This is a genomic window from Sphingomonas panaciterrae, from assembly GCF_036890205.1.
Taxonomy (GTDB): Bacteria; Pseudomonadota; Alphaproteobacteria; order Sphingomonadales; family Sphingomonadaceae; genus Sphingomonas; species Sphingomonas panaciterrae.
The window spans coordinates 1,079,190-1,096,604 of the sequence record NZ_JAKNQR010000001.1 but is presented as its reverse complement, the minus strand read 5'-3'; the positions used below and the strand labels follow the sequence as shown (position 1 = coordinate 1,096,604).

Sequence of the window (17,415 nt, the reverse complement as noted above, 5' to 3'; positions counted from 1 at the left end):
CGCGTGGCGGGTTGATAGCGGACAGAATGTCCGCTTATAGCGCCGCGGCATCGGCAGCATGAAAAGGCCTCATGAGCGACCAACCACATCAGACCGCCGGCGACACGTCGATCATCGAGACGCCGGAGGCACAGGGTGAGACAACGCCGCGCCGTCGCCTCAGCGGACGCGCCCGCCTGATTCTTCTTCTAGTGCTGTTGGCAGCGATACTCGGCGGCGCGCTGTGGCTGGTGCGGTATCAGACCAGCGGCAAATTCATGCAGGAGACCAACGACGCCTACATCCGGGCCGATCTGGTCACCATCGCGCCCAAGGTGAGCGGCTATGTCGCCGAGGTGCTCGTTGCCGACAATCAGGACGTGACTGCGGGGCAGCCGCTCGTCCGGATCGATCCGCGATCCTACCGCGCGCAGGCGGCGCAAGCCGAAGCGCAGATCGCGCAGGCGGAGGCGAGTGCCAACGCCAGCCGTGCCCAGATTGCGCAGCAGCGCGCGGCGATTGAGCAGGCGCAGGCCCAGTTCGCCGCGGCGCAGGCCAAGGCACGCTACGATGCGGACGAGGTGCGCCGCTATACGCCGCTCGCCGAGTCGGGCGCCGAGAGCCGGCAGCAACTCGCCCAGCTGCGCGCTGCGGCCGATCAGTCGGCGGCGAATGCACGCGCGCAGGCCGCGGCGCTTGCCGCGCAGCAGCGCCAGGTCGCGACACTGGAGGCGCAGATCGGCCAGTCCCGCGCCCAGCGGCAGGGTGCCGCGGCACAATTGGCGGCGGCGAACGTGGACGTGTCGTCGACGGTCATCCGGTCGCCCGTGGCAGGTCGCATCGGCGACAAGACCGCGACGGTCGGCCAGTTCGCCACGGCCGGGACGCGATTGATGTCGGTGGTGCCGCTGCGCCAGATTTATGTGACCGCCAATTTCAAGGAAACGCAGCTCGCCCTGATGCGTCCCGGCCAGCCGGCGACGATCAAGGTTGACGCCCTTGACGGTACTGAGCTGCGCGGACGCGTCGCCAGCCTGTCGCCAGGAACGGGTGCGCAATTCTCCTTGCTGCCGCCACAAAATGCGACCGGCAATTTCACCAAGATCGTGCAGCGGGTGCCGGTGCGGATCGCGCTTGAGGCGAGCCCCGCCGCGCGTCGCCTGCTGGTGCCGGGCCTGTCGGTAACGGTGACGGTCGACACGCGCAGCGCCAAGGGACAGTTGGATCAGATCCGGTCGGAGCAGAAGCGGCTGTCGGAACGGAGCCGCTGAGCATGGCGAGCGCGGCGATCTCGCCAGCGGCGGCGCCACCTGAACGCGCCGATATGTCGGCGTGGGTGGCGGTGGCGGCCGGCACGTTGGGCGCGCTGATGGCGACGCTCGATATCTCCATCGTCAATTCCGCGCTGCCCGTCATCCAGGGCGAGATCGGCGCCAGCGGCACCGAAGGGACATGGGTCGCGACCGCCTATCTGGTGGCGGAGATCGTCGTCATCCCGATGGCGGCATGGCTGCAGCGGCTGCTGGGGCTTCGCACGTTCCTGTTGACCGCGGCGGGGCTGTTCACGCTGTTTTCAGTCGTATGCGGGACTGCGACGACGCTGACGATGATGATCATCGGGCGGGTGGGGCAGGGCTTCACTGGCGGCGCGATGATCCCGACGGCGCAGACGATCATCGCGCAACGCCTGCCGCCGCGCCAGCAACCGATCGGCATCGCCTTGTTCGGGGTGACCGCGATCCTCGGCCCGGTGGTGGGCCCGCTGGTCGGCGGGTGGCTGACCGAGAATATCAGCTGGCACTATGCCTTCTTCATCAACGTGCCGATCTGCGCCGTGCTGGTGACCATGCTGCTCGTCGGGCTGAAGCATGAAAAGCCAGACATGACCGAGCTGGGCAATGCCGACTGGCTGGGCATTGCGGGCCTCACCCTCGGGCTGGGTGGCCTCACCGTCTTCCTGGAAGACGGGCAGCGCGAACAATGGTTCGATTCCGGCCTGATCCGGCTGATGGCTTTGATATCATTGGTCGGCTTCGTGCTGCTGTTCATCGGGCAGCGCACGGCAACCCGGCCGATCATCAAGCTCAGCCTGCTGCTCGACCGTCAGTTCGGCTCGGTCGCGTTGATGGGACTGGTGCTCGGCATGGTGCTGTACGGCACGTCCTACGTCATCCCGCAGTTCCTCGCTGCACTGGCGGACTATAATGCGCTGCAATCGGGGAAGGTCGTGCTGCTGTCGGGCCTGCCCAGCCTGGTCATGATGGCGATCGTGCCGTTCCTGCTGCGCAGCGTCGATATCCGGCTGGCGGTGGGCGCGGGACTGCTGATCATGGCGGGATCTGCCTTTCTCGACTCCGGCCTCACCACCGAGACGAGCGGCGGCGACTTCACCGTGTCGCAGCTGATGCGCGGCGTGGGGCAGATACTGGGCATGTTGTTCCTGAGCCAGGCAGTGGTGCGATCCGTGCCCGCGGCCGACGCCGGCGATGCATCGGGATTGTTCAACGCGGTGCGCAACCTGGGCGGCAGTTTCGCGCTGGCCGGCATCTCGATCCTGCAGGAGCAGCGGCTGTGGCTGCACTCGCGCCGGATGGAAGAAACGCTGAACGCCAATTCGCCGATGGTGCAGGATTATGTCGGCGGGCTCAGCCAGTCGCTCGGCAGCACCCCCGCAGCACTCGGCATGATCGCGCAGCAGGTTCAGGCGCAGGCGCTGGTCATGGCCTATGCCGATATCTTCTGGATCATGGCGGTGGGTACGTTGATCGTGCTGCCGCTGGTCCTGTTCCTTCGTCCCCTGCCCAAGGACGCCGCGCCAGCGGCGATGCACTGATGCGCTCATCTGCTTTGCTCTGCCTCCTGCTGCTCGGCGCCTGCACGGTCGGGCCGGATTATAAGGGGCCGCCGGCGGTCGGCACCGATGCCGCGGCGCGGGGGCAGTTCGTCCGCGGAAACGAGGCGGCGGCGCCGTCGCCGGGCGTGGCGCGGTGGTGGGAAACGCTGGGCGATGCGACGCTCGACCGGCTGGTCGATGACGCGCTGGCGAACAGCCCGAGCATCGCTGCGGCAGAGGCGCGGATCCGGCAGGCGCAGGCGCAGGCGCGGCAGCAACGCGCCAATCAGGCGCCGAGCATCAGCGCCAATGGCACCTATTTGCGCGCCCAATTGCCCGGCATCGATCTGGCCGACAATAGCGGGGGATCGGCCGGTGGCGGGTCAGGATCGGAGTCAAATGGCCTCGATTTCTACAACCTTGGCCTGAATGCCTCGTGGGAGCCCGATCTGGTCGGCGGGGTGCGACGGGGGATTGAACAATCGCGCGCCGCGGTCGGGCAGCGTTACGCCGATCTGGCGGATGCACAGGTGAGCCTGACCGCGCAGGTGGCGCAGGCGTACGTCAATTATCGCGATGCGCAGGAGCGTATCGCGCTGAACGCCCGCTCGTCCGAGCTCCAGCGCCAGTCGCTGGCGCTGATGGAGCAAAGGCTGGCGGCGGGCACGGTGTCGGCCCTGCAGGTCGAACGGCTGAAGACCGACCTGGAAAGCACGGAGGCGCAGGCGATCCCGCTCACCGCGCAGGCGGACGAATATCGCGACGTGCTGGCGTTGCTGACCGGCCGTACGCCCGGCGCGCTGGATGCGACGCTCGCCGCGCCGGTGCCGGTGCCGCTGCCCCCGGCCAAGGTGGCGGTGGGCGATCCCGCCGCGCTGATCGCCAGTCGGCCCGACATCCGTGCCGCCGAACGAGCACTTGCCGCCAGCACCGCCGCAATCGGGGTGAACGAGGCGAAACGCTATCCCGCGATCCGGTTCATGGGGATCCTGGGCATGGGTGGTACGTCGCCCGGCGATGTGCTGGACCCGGGCAATCTGACGACGCTGCTGGCGCCGCAGATCAGCTGGTCGTTCCTCGATTTCGGGCGCACCGCCGCCGCCGTCCGCCAGTCCGAAGCACAGCGCGACGAGGCAGAGGCCAATTACCGCCAGACCGTGCTGGCCGCGTTGCAGGATGCGGAGACCAGCCTGTCGCGTTTCGCCGCCACCCGGCGGCAGCTGGCGCGGCTGGCGAGCGCCGAGCAATCGGCATCGCGCGCCGCCGCGCTGAACCGGCAGCGGGTGGAGGCGGGCACCAGCACGCTGATCGACCAGCTCGATGTCGAGCGGCAGCGACTGTCCGCAGCGATGGCGGTGGCGCAGGCCAAGGCACAGCTGACCAACAGCTTCGTCGCGGTGAACAAGGCGCTGGGGCTGGGATGGGCGCCGGTGGCAGGCGGGGAGCAGCCCGGCGGGTAGCTGATCCCCCCGCTAGCGCGGGGCGAGGCCGCGCAGCAGGAGATCGAGCGCCTCGGCAATTTCCGCCTCCACGGCGTCATTCACCTGCTTGTCGACGATGAAGCCCGACATCATCCGCATCGCGGTGACGAGGTGGCGGGCGGTGACGTCGGGCCTGAGCTCCCCCGCCGCGATGGCGCGTTCCACCGCCGTGGCGAACAGCCGTTCCAGCCGGTCGCCGAGCGCGGCGAAGGCGGCGAGATTGTCGCGCGACAGCTGCATGTCGAGCCGGAGGCGGGTGAACAGCTGCCAGGAGAACAGCCCGTCGCGCACCAGCAGCGGCAACAGCTGCGCGATCGGCATGGTGGGATCGAACCGTTCCTCGAACGCGGACACCTGCCGTTCGAAGATGGCGAAGGCGAGGTCGAGCCGATCCTTGAAATTGCGATACAGGGTGCCGCGCCCGACGCCGGCACGCGCAGCGATATCCTCCAGCGGGACACCGAAGCCGTCGGCGTCGAAACACGCCGCGGCGGCCTCCAGCAGCGCTTCGCGCCGGGCGCGTGCATCACGGCGCATGGCGGCATGGTCCGGTGTCGCGCGCGATCATGGCCACTGATTAGGCGGGCGTTCGCGCGGAAGGCAACCCGCAGGCGGCACAGGAGCAGCGCAGGAGGAGGGTGCCTGGAGTCATAACTCGGCGGCATGAACGCCCGAAGCCTAAGCAGCGCTGCGGATGCGCATATCCGCTATTACGGCGGGGACGCTTATCGGGCAGGTGGCGCCGCCATACGCTGCGCGGCGTTCCGGCGCAGCGGACGGAAGGCTGAGGGCATGAGTAACGTCCTGATCGAAATCCGCGTCGACGATGCGTCAGGGCTGGCCGCGGCCATCGCCGGCGGCGCCGACCGCATCGCGCTATGTTCGTCGCTGGGGCTGGGCGGGCTGACGCCGACGCCCGGCCTGCTGCGGCAAGCCGGACAATCGCCGGTTCCGGTGCGCGCGATGATCCGGCCGCGCGAGGGCAATTTTTCCTATGATGCGGCGGAGCGTGCCGCGATGCTGCACGATATCGATGTCGCGCGTGCCGAGGGCCTGAGCGGCGTGGTAATCGGCGCGCTGACCCCCGACGGCGAGCTGGACGTGGCGTTGCTGGAGGAGATGGTCGCCCGGGCGGTCGGCATGGACGTGACGCTGCATCGCGCGGTCGACCTGCTGCCCGACCCGGTGGCTGCGGTGGAGATCGCCGCCGAGCTTGGCATCGCCACCATCCTGACGTCCGGTGGCGCCCGCACCGCGGCGGCAGGGGCGGCCACCATTGGCCGGATGCGCGCGCAGGCGGGCGACCGGGTGGAGATCATGGCGGGCGGTACGATCCGGGCGACAGACGTCGCCGCGCTGGTCGAGGAGACCGGCGTTCGCGCGGTTCATGCCGCCGCATCCCGCCCGCGTGTCGCCTGGGCCCCGGCGCTGCGGCTGGGGTTTGAAAGCGAGCTTGCCCGCACCACCGACTGGGAGGAAGTGGCGCGGCTGCGCGCCGCGCTGCGCCGACCTGCCACCATGCGCCCGGTGCCGATCGCCGCCCCGCCGGCCAAGCCCGATCCGGCGGGCACGTTAATGCACAACGAGGCGGGTGAGGCGCCCGAAGCCGCCGCCCGCTTCCTGGCGCGCAACAGCGCAACGATCGCGCGGCTGGCGGCGCGATTGCAGCGCGACCCGCCGCCGTTCATCGTCACCTGCGCGCGCGGATCATCCGACCATGCGGCGACGTACGGCAAATATCTGTTCGAGACCAAGACGGGGATCACCGTCGCCTCCGCCGCCCCGTCGATCGCGTCGCTGTATCGCGCGCCGCTGGAGGCCAAGGGCGCCTTGTGCCTGGCGATTTCGCAATCGGGCCGCAGCCCCGACCTGCTGGCGACGGCGGCGGCCTACAAGGCCGGTGGCGCCTTGGTCGTCGCGATGGTCAATGACGAGGAATCGCCGCTGGCGGCGTGCGCCGACGAGGTGCTGCCGCTGTGCGCCGGGCCGGAGCGATCGATCGCGGCGACCAAATCCTATATCACGACGCTGGTCGCGCAGGCCGCGCTGGCAGCAGCATGGGCGAGCGACGCAGCGTTGCAGGAGCGGCTGGCGGCGCTACCCGATGCGCTGTCGCGCGCCTTTGCGCTACGCTGGGGCGCGGCGATCCCGCCGCTGGTCGGCGCGCGTGACCTGTTCGTGCTGGGGCGCGGCTATGGCTATGCCGTGGCGCTGGAGGCGGCGCTGAAGTTCAAGGAAACCTGCGGGCTGCATGCCGAGGCGTTTTCCGCAGCCGAGGTGCGGCACGGGCCGATGGCGATCGTCCGGCGCGGCTTTCCGGTACTGGGCTTTGCCAGTTCGGATGCGAGCGGCGACGATGTGCGCGACGCGGCGGCCTTGTTCGCCGAGCGCGGCGCGGTCACATTGCTGGCGGATGCCGGGGGGAAGGGCGTGTTGCCGGCCCTTGCCTGCGACCCGGTGCTGGAGCCGATCCTGCAGATCCAGAGCTTTTACCGGATGGTGAATGCGCTGGCGATCGCGCGCGGGAACGATCCCGACGCGCCGCCGCATTTGAGGAAAGTGACCGAGACGCGATGAGCAAGATCCTGTTCGAGAACGGCACGGTCGTGCTCGGCGAGGGCCGTGTCGTTGACCGACTGCTGATCGAGGGCGGCCGCGTCGCGGATGCCGGCACCGATGCCGCAGGCGCGGAGCGGGTCGACCTGGGGGGCGGGTGGCTGCTGCCCGGGTTCATCGACACGCAGGTGAATGGCGGCGGCGGCGTCCTGTTCAACGACGATCCCAGCGTGGCGACGATCGCCACCATCGGCGCGGCGCATGCGCGGTTCGGTACGACCGGTTTCCTGCCGACGCTGATTTCCGACACGATCGACAAGATCGACCGCGCGATGCGCGCGACGGAGCAGGCGATCGCGGCGGGCGTGCCCGGCGTGCTGGGCATCCATATCGAGGGGCCGTTCCTGAACCCGCGCCGGCGCGGCACGCATGATGCGGCGCATTTCACCCGGCTGGACGCGGAGAAGATCGCGCTTCTGTCCAGCCTGACGCATGGGCGCACGCTGGTGACGCTGGCACCGGAAATGACCACGACGGCGCATATTCGCGAACTGGTGGCGGCGGGGGTGATCGTCGCGGCGGGGCATAGCGACGCCGATTATGCGACGATGCGCGGCGCGTTCGATGCCGGGGTGACGGCCGTCACGCATCTGTTCAACGCCATGTCGCCGCTGCATCATCGCAAGCCCGGCGTGGTGGGTGCCGCGATCGAGAACCAGACGGCCTATGCCGGGCTGATCGTCGACGGGCGGCATGCCGCGCCGGCCGCGCTTCGCATCGCGCTTGCCGCGCGGCCGCATGACCGCTTCATGCTGGTCACCGATGCGATGCCGCCGGTCGGGACCGATGCCGATCATTTCGTGCTGCAGGGCAAGACGATCCGCATCGAGCAGGGCGTGTGCGTCGAGGAGGATGGCACGCTGGCGGGATCGGCACTCGACATGGCGACGGCGGTCGGCAATGCGGTGCGGCTGCTGCGGCTGGATGTGGCGGATGCGTCAATGATGGCGTCGGGCGCGCCGGCTGCCTTCCTGGGGCTGGGCGATCGCGGCGCGTTGCTGCCGGGGCTGCGCGCCGACCTTGCGTGGCTGGGCGCGAACTTCCGGCCGCGCGGCACCTGGATCGGTGGGGAGCGGGTGGCGGCAGGGGGCAGCGCCGCTGCGTCCCCGACCGCCACGATGGCTTGACGCTGGGACACTTGCTGTTCGATCAGGGACGCATGTTCAAGCACTTCGCTGCCTCGCTCACGCTCGCCGCGCTCGCCGCCGGCGCGTCCGCCCAGACCATCGGCCAGCAGACCGCCGGCGCCCAGCCAGTCGCCCAGCGGCAGGTGGGCAGCGCCACGCTGTCGGGCGTGCCGGAAATCCCGGCCGATGTGCGCGAGGCGGTGCAGCGCTATCAGAACAGCCGCGCGGCGCAGTTCGAGGATTGGCTGCCCGACGGCTCGATGCTGATCGCGACGCGGTTCGGCGCGACGCAGCAGTTGCATCATGTGGCGAAGCCCGGCGCGACGCGCACGCAGGTCACCTTCGGTGCGGAGCCGATCGCCAGCGCCACCGTCGTCCCGGGCACCGACCGCTTCGTGATGACGCGTGATACCGGCGGCGACGAATGGTTCCAGCTGTACACCCGCGGCCTGACCGGCACGGCGCAGCAGCTGACGCAGGCGGGCACGCGCAACGGATCGCCGGTGTTCAGCAAGGACGGCAGCCTGCTCGTCTGGGCGCGCGCCACCAAGGGTAGCGCGGCCTATACGATCCTGGGCGTCGACCCCAAGGCGGGCGGCACGCCGCGCACGCTGTATCAGGCGGATGGCGCAGTGGCCCCGGCGGATATTGCACCGGACAAGTCGCGGCTGATCTTCGTGCGCAGCCTGTCCAACCGCGAGGACCAGCTGTTCGAGCTCGATCTCGCCACCGGCAAGGCGCGGCGTATCGCGCCCAAGGCGGAAGCGGCGGTGTATGAATCGCCGCGCTATCTGCCGGGCGGCAAGAAGATCATCGCCATCTCCGACCGCGGCAACGACACGCGCCAGCTGGTCGAGATCGACCTCGCCACCGGCGCGCAGGTGGTGCTGACGCCGGGGCTGACGTGGGACGTCGAAAGCTATGACCTGACCGACGATGGCCGCGTGCTGGCCTATGCGGTGAACGAGGACGGTTTCTCGCGCGTCGTCGTGCAGGATCGGATCACGCGGCGCGCGCTGCCGCAGCCGACGCTGCCCAAGGGCGTGCTGACGGCGCTGAAATTCTCGCCCGATGGCAAGCAGCTGGCGATCGGCCTGACCTCCGCCACCTCGGCCGGGGACGTGTGGAGCTGGGACGTCGATGGCGGGGAGCTGACGCGCTGGACGACGTCGGAACTGGGCGATCTCGATCCCGCGCAGCTCGCCGAGCCGGAGCTGATCCGCTTCAAGTCGTTCGACGGCCTGTCGGTGCCGGCGTTCGTCTATCGTCCGAAGGGCGTGCCGGCGGGGACGCGCACCCCGGTGATCATCGATATCCACGGTGGGCCGGAGGCGCAGACGCGGCCGATCTGGAATTATGGCGCGCAATATTTCGCCGACGTGCTGAAGGCGACGGTGATCCTCCCCAACGTCCGCGGCAGCGACGGCTATGGCAAGCGCTACCTCAATCTCGACAACGCCGAGAAGCGCGAGGATTCGGTGAAGGACATCGGCGCGCTGCTGGACTGGATCGGGCAGCAGCCGAACCTCGATGCCAATCGCGTCGCCGTTTATGGCCAGTCCTATGGCGGCTACATGAGCCTTGCCGTGATGACGCATTATTCCGACCGGCTGGTCGGCGGCGTCGAGCGCTATGGCATCAGCAACTGGATCACCTTCCTCGAGAATACCGAGGCCTATCGCCGCGACAATCGCCGCGCCGAATATGGCGACGAGCGTGATCCCAAGATGCGCGCCGTGCTGCAGCGCGTGTCGCCGATCACCAACGTCGATCGCATCAAGGAGCCGATGCTGGTGATGCAGGGCGCCAACGACCCGCGCGTGCCGCAGCTTGAGTCCGACCAGGTGGTCGAGAAGCTGCGCGCGAACGGCAACGAGACCTGGTACGTGCTGTTCGCCGACGAAGGCCATGGTTTCCTGAAGAAGCCGAACAACGATCTTCGCCGCGAGGTGGAGACGGTGTTCCTGCGCCGCCTGTTCGAGCAGCAGCCCGCGCGCTGATGCCGGCGCTGCGCCGGGCGGCGGTGGTCGCCCGGTGTGCCGGTACGTAGATTATCGCATCGGCAAGCCGGCCCGTCGGGTCGATGCTCCCGGCCATTACGCTGGGAGAGTAAGATGCGCCTGATCGTCGCCGGAGCCCTGATCGCGACCACCGTCCTTGCGCTGCCATCCCAGGCGCAGGGGCCCCCAGGACCCCCGCCCGGACGCCCGGGCGGACCGGGCATCCGTCCGCCGCAGGGCGGCCCGCCACCAGGACCGCCGCCGGGCAATCCGTGGCGACCAGGTGGCGGGCCAGGCGCCCGTCCGCCGGGGATGCAGCCGCCCGGCGCCCGCCCGCGCCCACCCGCGCCGTTGCCGCCCGGTTGGGGGCGCAACCGGAACCAGTGGCGGCGCTATGACTTCGATCGCCCGCCGCCCGGGCAGCCATGGTATTATGCCGACCATTTCTATCGCGACGGCCGCTATTACCGGCCCCGCCGGCTGGGGCCGTATGACCGCATCTATCGCGGATACAACGGCCGCTATTATTGCCGCCGCAGCGACGGCACGACGGGGCTGATCATCGGCGGCATCAGCGGCGGGATCCTGGGCGGGTTGCTCAGCAACGGCGATTCCAGCCCGCTCGGCGCGCTGATCGGCGCCGGGGCTGGTGCGGCGCTGGGCACCGCGATCGACCAGGACCAGGTGATCTGCCGCTGACCGGATGAGGAAGGATGTACGACCGCTGGTCCCCGCCGGGGCTGGCGGTCGAGCCGTGCGCACGGGGCGTCGCCCAGCCGCGGTTCATCAACGGGAATGATATGGCGGCCGGTGCGTTGGTGTGCATCAACATGCCCGTGCATCATCTGCAGCCGAAGGAGTTCCCGTTGCCTGCCGTCCCGATCATCCCGCACGCCCGCCGCGATGGTGCCTGCCCGGCCCCCGTATCAAGGCGCCCCGCGACCGGCGGCCGGCGCCAGCGGGCGTGGCTGTTGCTGCCGGCGATGGCGATCGGCCTGTCAGCCGGCAGCGCGGCATCGGCGCAGGAATATGCGACGCGCGATGTCGGCGACTGGACGGTGGCACCGAGCAGCGACCGCAGCGGGTGCTTCCTGACGCGCACCTATCGCGGACCGCGGCAGACGACCTTGCTGTTCGGGCTCGACACCGACGGGAGCAACCGGCTGACGCTGCTGAACCCGAACTGGTCGTCGATCCGCGAGAAGGAGGAACTGCGGCTGACCTATCGCTTTTCGGGCGCCGCCTTTCCGAACCGCGCGGCGATCGGGATTGCCGCCAGCGGCCGCAAGGGGTTCGTGACCAGTTTCGGCGACGCCTTTCCACGCACGCTGGCCACCTCCGCCTTTCTTCATGTGCGGCGCGGCGACGTGCCGGTGGAGGAGCTGACGCTGGACGGCAGCGGTGCGGCGATCGCGGAACTGCGCAAGTGCGTCGACGTGTATCGCGCGACGCCGGCCAAGGCGACGAAGGCGGCCAAGGACGACGGGCGGATCCCCTTGGATCCGTTTGCCGCGAAGCAGCGGCGCGATTCGAAAAGGTAGTATCGCGCCCCTAGATGGTTCAGCCTTGGTTCAGGCGTGCAGTTAATCTAAGAAATAATACTAACGATGACTAAGTTAACGAGGAGTGGTAGGATCGGGAAGAGATCATTTCATCGTGTGATCGCCCCAATTCGCCGCCTGCTCTATTGCAGGAATGTGTCAGCTTGGGCTCCGTCACTTGGCTAATAATAATGGAAGAAGAGCAATGCTCCCAGCGATGACCAAAGTAGCCCCCGCAATTGCGATTATGGCGGCAGCCACCGTGCTTGGCGGATGTGCGACCAAATCCTATGTGCGCGAACAGGTGGCCCCAGTGGCGCAGCGCGTCGACGCGATCGAGACCCAGCTCCAGGCGACCGACAGCACCGCCAAGCAGGCGCTGGCCGAAGCGCAGGCCGCATCGGGCATGGCGCAGCAGAACGGGCAGCGGCTCGACCAGCTGAACGGCCGGGTCGACGGTGTCGAGCAGCGGATGATGCAGCAGGAAAGCCGGGGCAAGCGCCCGCGCCACTGAGGCCGTGGGCGTCAGCCGCCGCATCTTGCGCAATGACTGACATGGTGGCTGCCCGATGGCGGGCGGCCACCCTTCACCTGGGAACGGATGATCAAGACGTTTTTGATGGGTGCCGCTGCGGCGCTGACGATTACTGGCACAATGATCGGGACGACGACGGGGGCGCACGCCGCACCGAAGAAGGCGTCCGCCGGCAAGGCCAAGAAGGCGCGCGCCGCGGCGAAGCCGGCGGCTGCCCCTGCCGCGCCGGTCGAGATCAATCCGTCCGCCGAGGCGCGGCTGGTCGCGTCCTGGGTTCTCGCCTCCGGCGACAATCGCAAGCTCCCCTATGTCGTCCTCGACAAGAAGGCGGCATCGCTCATCCTGTATGATGCCAAGGGTAAGCCGCTTGCCCAGGAGCCGACGCTGATCGGTATCGCGCTCGGTGACGAGGCCAGCCCGGGCGTCGGCAGCAAGAAGCTGGGCGATCTGGGCCCGGCGGAAAAGACCACGCCGGCAGGGCGTTTTCTCGCCAAGTTCGGCTATGCCTTTGGCAAGCAGCAGGTGTTGTGGGTGGATTACACCAACAGCGTCGCCATTCACCCGATCCCGGCCGACGCGGCGAAGAAGGAGAAGCGGCGCGAGCGCATGCTGTCCGAGACGCCGGATGACAACCGCATCACCTTTGGCTGCATCAACGTGCCGCGTGCCTTTTACGGCAGCAAGCTGCGCCCGTTGTTCCAGAAGGGTGGCGGCTATGTCTATGTGCTGCCCGACAGCAAGCCGCTGGAAGAGGTATTCCCGCGGCTGCGCGTCCATGCGCTGACCCACGGCGTTACCGGGGACGCCGCCACGCCATAACGCTGGCGGCGCGGCGCCCGGCACGTCTTCTTGATCAGCCGCTGATGCCGCTCAGCAGCCCGACTCCCACCACGGCGGCGATCGTTCCGGCAGAACGCATCGCATGGCCGCCACGCGCGACGACCGTGTTGGTCAGCGCAGCGCCCGCACCCAGGCCGATCGCAAGCAGCGTCGCCGTCCCGAGCAGGAAGCCGCCGGCATAGGGCAGCGCGCCGGCACCGGCCGGCATCTCCGCGCCATGCGCGAACCCGTGGAAGATGGCGAACAGCCCGACGACCCCCGCGGCGACCGCGACCGGCGCCTTGATGTTGAACGCCACGGCAATGCCGAGCAGGATGACGGACAGGGCGATCGCGACCTCCACCAGGGTAGTCGCCGGAGCGGCAAAACCGAGGATGCCGCCCGCCACCATCGCCGCCAGGAAGGCGAGCGGCAGCATCCACAGCGCCCGGCCGCCGAGCCGATAGGCGAACAGGCCCACGAGGATCATTGCCAGCGCGTGGTCGAGCCCGGTGAACGGATGCATGAGGCCCTGGACGCCGCCCCCGCCGGCCGCCTCATGCCCTGGATGGGCGAAAGCCGCGCCGGGCAGCACGAGCAGGCCGGAGCCGACAAGACGGATCGCATTGTTCAGCGCCCGGGAGGAATTACGAGTCATCCTATCGCTCCATCGATATGCAGATTCCGCGCAAAGATATGACGCACCGCCTCGGCGAACGGGATCAGGGAAAACCGATGCTGTGGGGGAGCGCGCGCGCCGCTAATCTGCCCCGCACGCCGCCGGGCCGCAGCCAGCCGTCACGCTGATGCGTAGCCGGACGCGCTGCGCGGCGCGCCGTCGTGGACGGGGGAGTGCGTCAACGACACGGGACAGGGAGCCGATGCTGATGGTCATCGCAGTTTCCACGGCAAACGCCTTATGGTGCTGAGCGATATCGCGCTGGTCGCGCTGGGCGGTGGCACGGGTTCGTTGCTGCGCTGGCTGGTCGGCAAATTGCTCACGAGCCCGGCCAGGGGCGGCATTCCGTGGTCGACCGTAGCGGTCAACCTGATCGGAGCGTTCGTGATGGGCTATCTGTCGGTGCTGTTCTCGATCGAATGGCACGACCGGTACGGCAGCTTCCTGAAGGCTGCGATCCTGACCGGCGTGCTGGGTGGGTTCACGACGTTCAGCACGATGGAGCTCGATACCGCGAAGATGGCCGGGGCCACCGGGGCTGGTGCGGGTGCCGGCACGGCAACCGGCTATATCCTGGGCCAGACGGTGCTGGGGATTGCGGTCGCCGGACTTGGCGCGGGGCTGGCACATGCGGCGGGCTGAGGCGGGAGCGACTCGCTCGGGCGCGCGCCGGACGGAAGGACGCTGACATGGCGCAGGCGATCATATTGGTCTTCGTCGGCGGCGCGGCCGGGGCGGTGATCCGCGAATTGCTGATGCTGGGCGTGCCGACGGCGCGGGACGGCTTCGTCTGGTCGATCTTCGTCGCCAACGTGGTCGCCTCGTTAATCCTCGGGCTGATAACCGGCCTGCACGCGCGCCAGGCGCTGGGCGCGAAGGCGAACCTGCTGCTAGGCACCGGGCTGTGCGGCGGCATGTCGACCTTTTCCAGCCTGGTCTATGCCACCTACGTCCTGCTCGCCGGATCGGCGCTGAGTGCAGGGGTGGGCCTTGCCTATGTCGGGGCCAATCTGGTGGTCGGATTCGTGCTGGTGCTCGCGGGCCTGAGGGTGGGCGACGTGATTGGCGCGCGGAAGGCGTAGCGCTGAATCGCAGCCGGTTTTCTGCCGCCGCTCACGGACTTGTGACAGGGGGTACGTAGTAAACACAGACGGCGTTGGCGGGGGCATACAGTATTGGAGCAGGGAACATCAGCTGTTCCGAAGGTTGCTCCATTCGTCGCCAAACAAAGCGACGAAGAGGCGCGCCCAGGCTCTTGAGGTTGGACATGCATCTGACGCCACGAGAAAACGACAAGCTGCTCATCTACATGATGTCGATGGTAGCGCAGCGCCGCAAGGACGCCGGGCTCAAGCTCAATCATCCCGAGGCGGTCTCGCTGATCGCCGCAGCTGCGCTCGACAATGCACGCGCGGGCAAGACGGTGGAGGAGGTGATGGAGCTTGCCCGCAAGACCATCACCACCAGCGACGTGATGGAGGGGGTCGTCGACATGATCCCCTATGTCCAGGTCGAGGCGGTGTTCACCGATGGCAGCCGGCTCGTGACCGTCCACAATCCGATCCAATAGGCCCCCTCCAGCACGAAGGACATGCGCGATGGCGGCGAAGACAGACCCCAAGACGCAGACCGCGCCCGTCGGCGGGCTTATCCTCGCCGCGGGCGAAATCGAGATCAACGCCGGCTGCCCGACCACCACGATCAAGGTGCGCAACACCGGTGACCGGCCGATCCAGGTGGGATCGCATTTCCACTTCTTCGAGGTGAATGCGGCGCTGGAGTTTTCGCGCGAGCAGGCGTTCGGGCAGCGGATGAACATCCCGGCGACCACCGCCGTCCGGTTCGAACCGGGCGACGAGAAGGAAGTGGTGCTGATCCCGTTGCAGGGCCGTCAGCGCGCGGTGGGGTTCAACGGCCTCGTCAACGGCTGGGTCGGGAACGAGAGCTACGATGCCTTCCGCCCGCGGCTTGCCGACGCGAAGGAGCGGGTGGCGCGCTATGGGTTCAAGGACAAGGCGTGAGCATCGCCGATCCTTTCGCCCCCTCCAGAACAGGCAGCTGAACCATGGCGAACATCTCCCGGCGGCAATATGCCGACCTGTATGGCCCCACCACCGGCGACAAGATCCGGCTGGGCGATACGAACCTGTATATCGAGATCGAGCAGGACCTGCGGGTTTATGGCGAAGAGGTCATCTATGGCGGCGGCAAGACGCTGCGCGACGGCATGGGGTTCGACAATGAACTGACCAGCGTCGGCGGTGCGCCCGACCTTGTCATCACGAACGTCACCATCGTCGATGCGATCCAGGGGATCATCAAGGCCGATGTCGGGATCAAGAACTGCCTGATCTGCGGCATCGGCAAGGCCGGCAATCCGTCGATCATGCCGAATGTGACGCCCTCGCTGGCACTGGGGCCGGGGACGGACGCGATCTCGGGCGAGCATCTGATCCTGACCGCGGGCGGCATCGACGCGCACGTCCACTTCATCTCGCCGCAGCAGGCGCAGGCGGCGCTCAGCAACGGCATTACCACGTTGTTCGGCGGCGGCATCGGCCCGACCGATGGTACCAACGGCACGACGATCACGCCGGGCACCTGGAACATCGAGGCAATGCTGCGATCGTTCGATGGCTGGCCGGTCAATGCCGGCGTGCTGGGCAAGGGCAATTGTTCGACCGCAGGACCGATCGAGGAGCAACTGATCGCGGGCGCGATGGGGCTGAAGATCCACGAGGATTGGGGATCCACCCCCGCGGCGATCCGCTCCGCACTGGGGGTTGCCGACCGGTTCGACGTGCAGGTCTGCATCCACACCGACACGCTCAACGAGGCGGGCTTCGTCGAGAATACGATCGCCGCTTTCGAAGGGCGCACCATCCACACCTATCACACCGAGGGTGCCGGCGGCGGGCACGCGCCCGACATCATCCGCGTGGCGGGACAGCCCAATGTGCTGCCGAGTTCGACCAACCCGACGCTGCCTTATGGCGTCAATTCGCAGGCCGAACTCTTCGACATGACGATGATCTGCCACAATCTGAGCCCCAAGATCCCGACCGACGTGTCCTTCGCCGAAAGCCGCGTGCGGCCGGAGACGATCGCGGCGGAGAACGTGCTGCATGATCTGGGCGCGATCTCGATCATCTCCAGCGACAGCCAGGCGATGGGGCGGGTCGGAGAATCCTGGCTGCGCGCCGTCCAGATGGCGCATCTGATGAAAGCGCGGCGCGGGGCCTATGCGGGCGACACGTCGAACAACGACAATCAACGCGTGCTCCGTTTCGTTGCCAAGGTGACGATCAACCCCGCGATCGCGCAGGGGGTGAGCCAGGTCATCGGATCGGTCGAGGTCGGCAAGATGGCGGATCTGGTGCTGTGGTCGCCCGCCTTCTTCGGCGCCAAGCCCAAGATGGTGATCAAGGGCGGGTTCATTTCCTGGGCGTTGATGGGCGATCCGAACGCATCGCTGCCGACGCCCCAGCCGGTGACCTATCGCCCAATGTTCGGCCAGATGGGGTCGGCGCTGGCGCAGACGCGCGTCACCTTCACCTCGCGCGCGGCGTTCGAGGACGGGATCGTCGACCGGTACGACCTGCAGTCACAGGTGATGCCGGTGTACGCGACCCGCACGATCGGCAAGTCGAGCATGGTACGCAACAATGCGCTGCCCGTGATCGAGGTGAACCCGGAGACGTTCGCCGTGACGGTGGATGGCACGCACGCGACGATCGAGCCGGCGCAATCGCTGCCTTTGACGCAACTGCACTTCTTCAGCTGACCGCGAGAACAGAGATCGACG

17 protein-coding genes are annotated in these 17,415 nt (G+C 68.1%); 15 read left to right on the top strand and 2 right to left on the bottom strand.

From position 1 onward, the window contains the following. The first annotated feature begins 71 nt into the window (after window positions 1-71). The 3 genes from L8F96_RS05370 to L8F96_RS05360 are packed head-to-tail and all read left to right on the top strand — an operon-like array spanning window position 72 to window position 4,272. A complete protein-coding gene (locus L8F96_RS05370; protein ID WP_082103040.1) occupies window positions 72-1,250 on the top strand; it encodes an HlyD family secretion protein in 1,179 nt (392 codons plus the stop codon). A gap of 2 nt (window positions 1,251-1,252) precedes the next feature. Beyond that, the gene (locus L8F96_RS05365; RefSeq protein WP_334655411.1) at window positions 1,253-2,812 is read left to right on the top strand and encodes an MDR family MFS transporter; all 1,560 of its coding nucleotides are present in this window, start codon (window positions 1,253-1,255) and stop codon (window positions 2,810-2,812) included. After that, window positions 2,812-4,272, top strand: coding sequence for an efflux transporter outer membrane subunit (locus tag L8F96_RS05360; protein ID WP_334655410.1), 1,461 nt, complete (start codon window positions 2,812-2,814; stop codon window positions 4,270-4,272). Before L8F96_RS05365 ends, L8F96_RS05360 begins: the two co-directional genes overlap by 1 nt. A 12-nt stretch (window positions 4,273-4,284) precedes the next feature. Here L8F96_RS05360 and L8F96_RS05355 read toward each other — a convergent pair whose 3' ends face one another. Continuing rightward, complete coding sequence (locus tag L8F96_RS05355) at window positions 4,285-4,830, bottom strand: TetR/AcrR family transcriptional regulator (protein WP_125946632.1); 546 nt, start codon at window positions 4,828-4,830, stop codon at window positions 4,285-4,287. A 255-nt stretch (window positions 4,831-5,085) separates the two neighbouring features. Here L8F96_RS05355 and L8F96_RS05350 point away from each other — a divergent pair, with 255 nt between their 5' ends. The 7 genes from L8F96_RS05350 (at window position 5,086) to L8F96_RS05320 (ending at window position 12,931) form a co-directional block, all read left to right on the top strand. Further along, window positions 5,086-6,870 carry a copper homeostasis protein CutC gene (locus L8F96_RS05350; protein ID WP_334655407.1) on the top strand — a complete coding sequence of 595 codons (1,785 nt, stop codon included), beginning with the start codon at window positions 5,086-5,088 and terminating at the stop codon, window positions 6,868-6,870. Next, window positions 6,867-8,036: an N-acetylglucosamine-6-phosphate deacetylase gene (nagA, locus tag L8F96_RS05345; protein ID WP_334655405.1), complete on the top strand. Its 1,170-nt coding sequence runs from the start codon at window positions 6,867-6,869 to the stop codon at window positions 8,034-8,036. Before L8F96_RS05350 ends, nagA begins: the two co-directional genes overlap by 4 nt. Window positions 8,037-8,068: 32 nt before the next feature. Further along, the gene (locus L8F96_RS05340; protein WP_334655403.1) at window positions 8,069-10,036 is read left to right on the top strand and encodes a S9 family peptidase; all 1,968 of its coding nucleotides are present in this window, start codon (window positions 8,069-8,071) and stop codon (window positions 10,034-10,036) included. A gap of 114 nt (window positions 10,037-10,150) precedes the next feature. Next, window positions 10,151-10,735, top strand: coding sequence for a glycine zipper 2TM domain-containing protein (locus L8F96_RS05335; RefSeq protein ID WP_334655402.1), 585 nt, complete (start codon window positions 10,151-10,153; stop codon window positions 10,733-10,735). A gap of 14 nt (window positions 10,736-10,749) precedes the next feature. Then, window positions 10,750-11,577, top strand: coding sequence for a hypothetical protein (locus L8F96_RS05330; protein WP_334655401.1), 828 nt, complete (start codon window positions 10,750-10,752; stop codon window positions 11,575-11,577). Between the two features lie 217 nt (window positions 11,578-11,794). After that, window positions 11,795-12,091 carry a hypothetical protein gene (locus tag L8F96_RS05325; RefSeq protein WP_164518990.1) on the top strand — a complete coding sequence of 99 codons (297 nt, stop codon included), beginning with the start codon at window positions 11,795-11,797 and terminating at the stop codon, window positions 12,089-12,091. A gap of 141 nt (window positions 12,092-12,232) precedes the next feature. After that, the gene (locus L8F96_RS05320; RefSeq protein WP_417158946.1) at window positions 12,233-12,931 is read left to right on the top strand and encodes a hypothetical protein; all 699 of its coding nucleotides are present in this window, start codon (window positions 12,233-12,235) and stop codon (window positions 12,929-12,931) included. 34 nt (window positions 12,932-12,965) lie between these two features. Here L8F96_RS05320 and L8F96_RS05315 read toward each other — a convergent pair whose 3' ends face one another. Further along, complete coding sequence (locus L8F96_RS05315) at window positions 12,966-13,589, bottom strand: HupE/UreJ family protein (protein ID WP_334655397.1); 624 nt, start codon at window positions 13,587-13,589, stop codon at window positions 12,966-12,968. Between the two features lie 261 nt (window positions 13,590-13,850). Between L8F96_RS05315 and L8F96_RS05310 the strand changes: the two genes are divergently transcribed. From L8F96_RS05310 to L8F96_RS05290, 5 genes are all read left to right on the top strand, one after another. Then, window positions 13,851-14,252, top strand: a complete 402-nt coding sequence (locus L8F96_RS05310; RefSeq protein WP_334655395.1) for a fluoride efflux transporter FluC — start codon at window positions 13,851-13,853, stop codon at window positions 14,250-14,252. A gap of 47 nt (window positions 14,253-14,299) precedes the next feature. Further along, complete coding sequence (locus L8F96_RS05305; protein ID WP_136450816.1) at window positions 14,300-14,692, top strand: CrcB family protein; 393 nt, start codon at window positions 14,300-14,302, stop codon at window positions 14,690-14,692. A 185-nt stretch (window positions 14,693-14,877) separates the two neighbouring features. Next, window positions 14,878-15,180: an urease subunit gamma gene (locus L8F96_RS05300; RefSeq protein WP_046409877.1), complete on the top strand. Its 303-nt coding sequence runs from the start codon at window positions 14,878-14,880 to the stop codon at window positions 15,178-15,180. Window positions 15,181-15,208: 28 nt separating this feature from the next. Then, window positions 15,209-15,631 carry an urease subunit beta gene (locus L8F96_RS05295; RefSeq protein ID WP_334655392.1) on the top strand — a complete coding sequence of 141 codons (423 nt, stop codon included), beginning with the start codon at window positions 15,209-15,211 and terminating at the stop codon, window positions 15,629-15,631. A gap of 44 nt (window positions 15,632-15,675) precedes the next feature. Next, complete coding sequence (locus tag L8F96_RS05290; protein ID WP_145118088.1) at window positions 15,676-17,394, top strand: urease subunit alpha; 1,719 nt, start codon at window positions 15,676-15,678, stop codon at window positions 17,392-17,394. Window positions 17,395-17,415 lie beyond the last annotated feature (21 nt).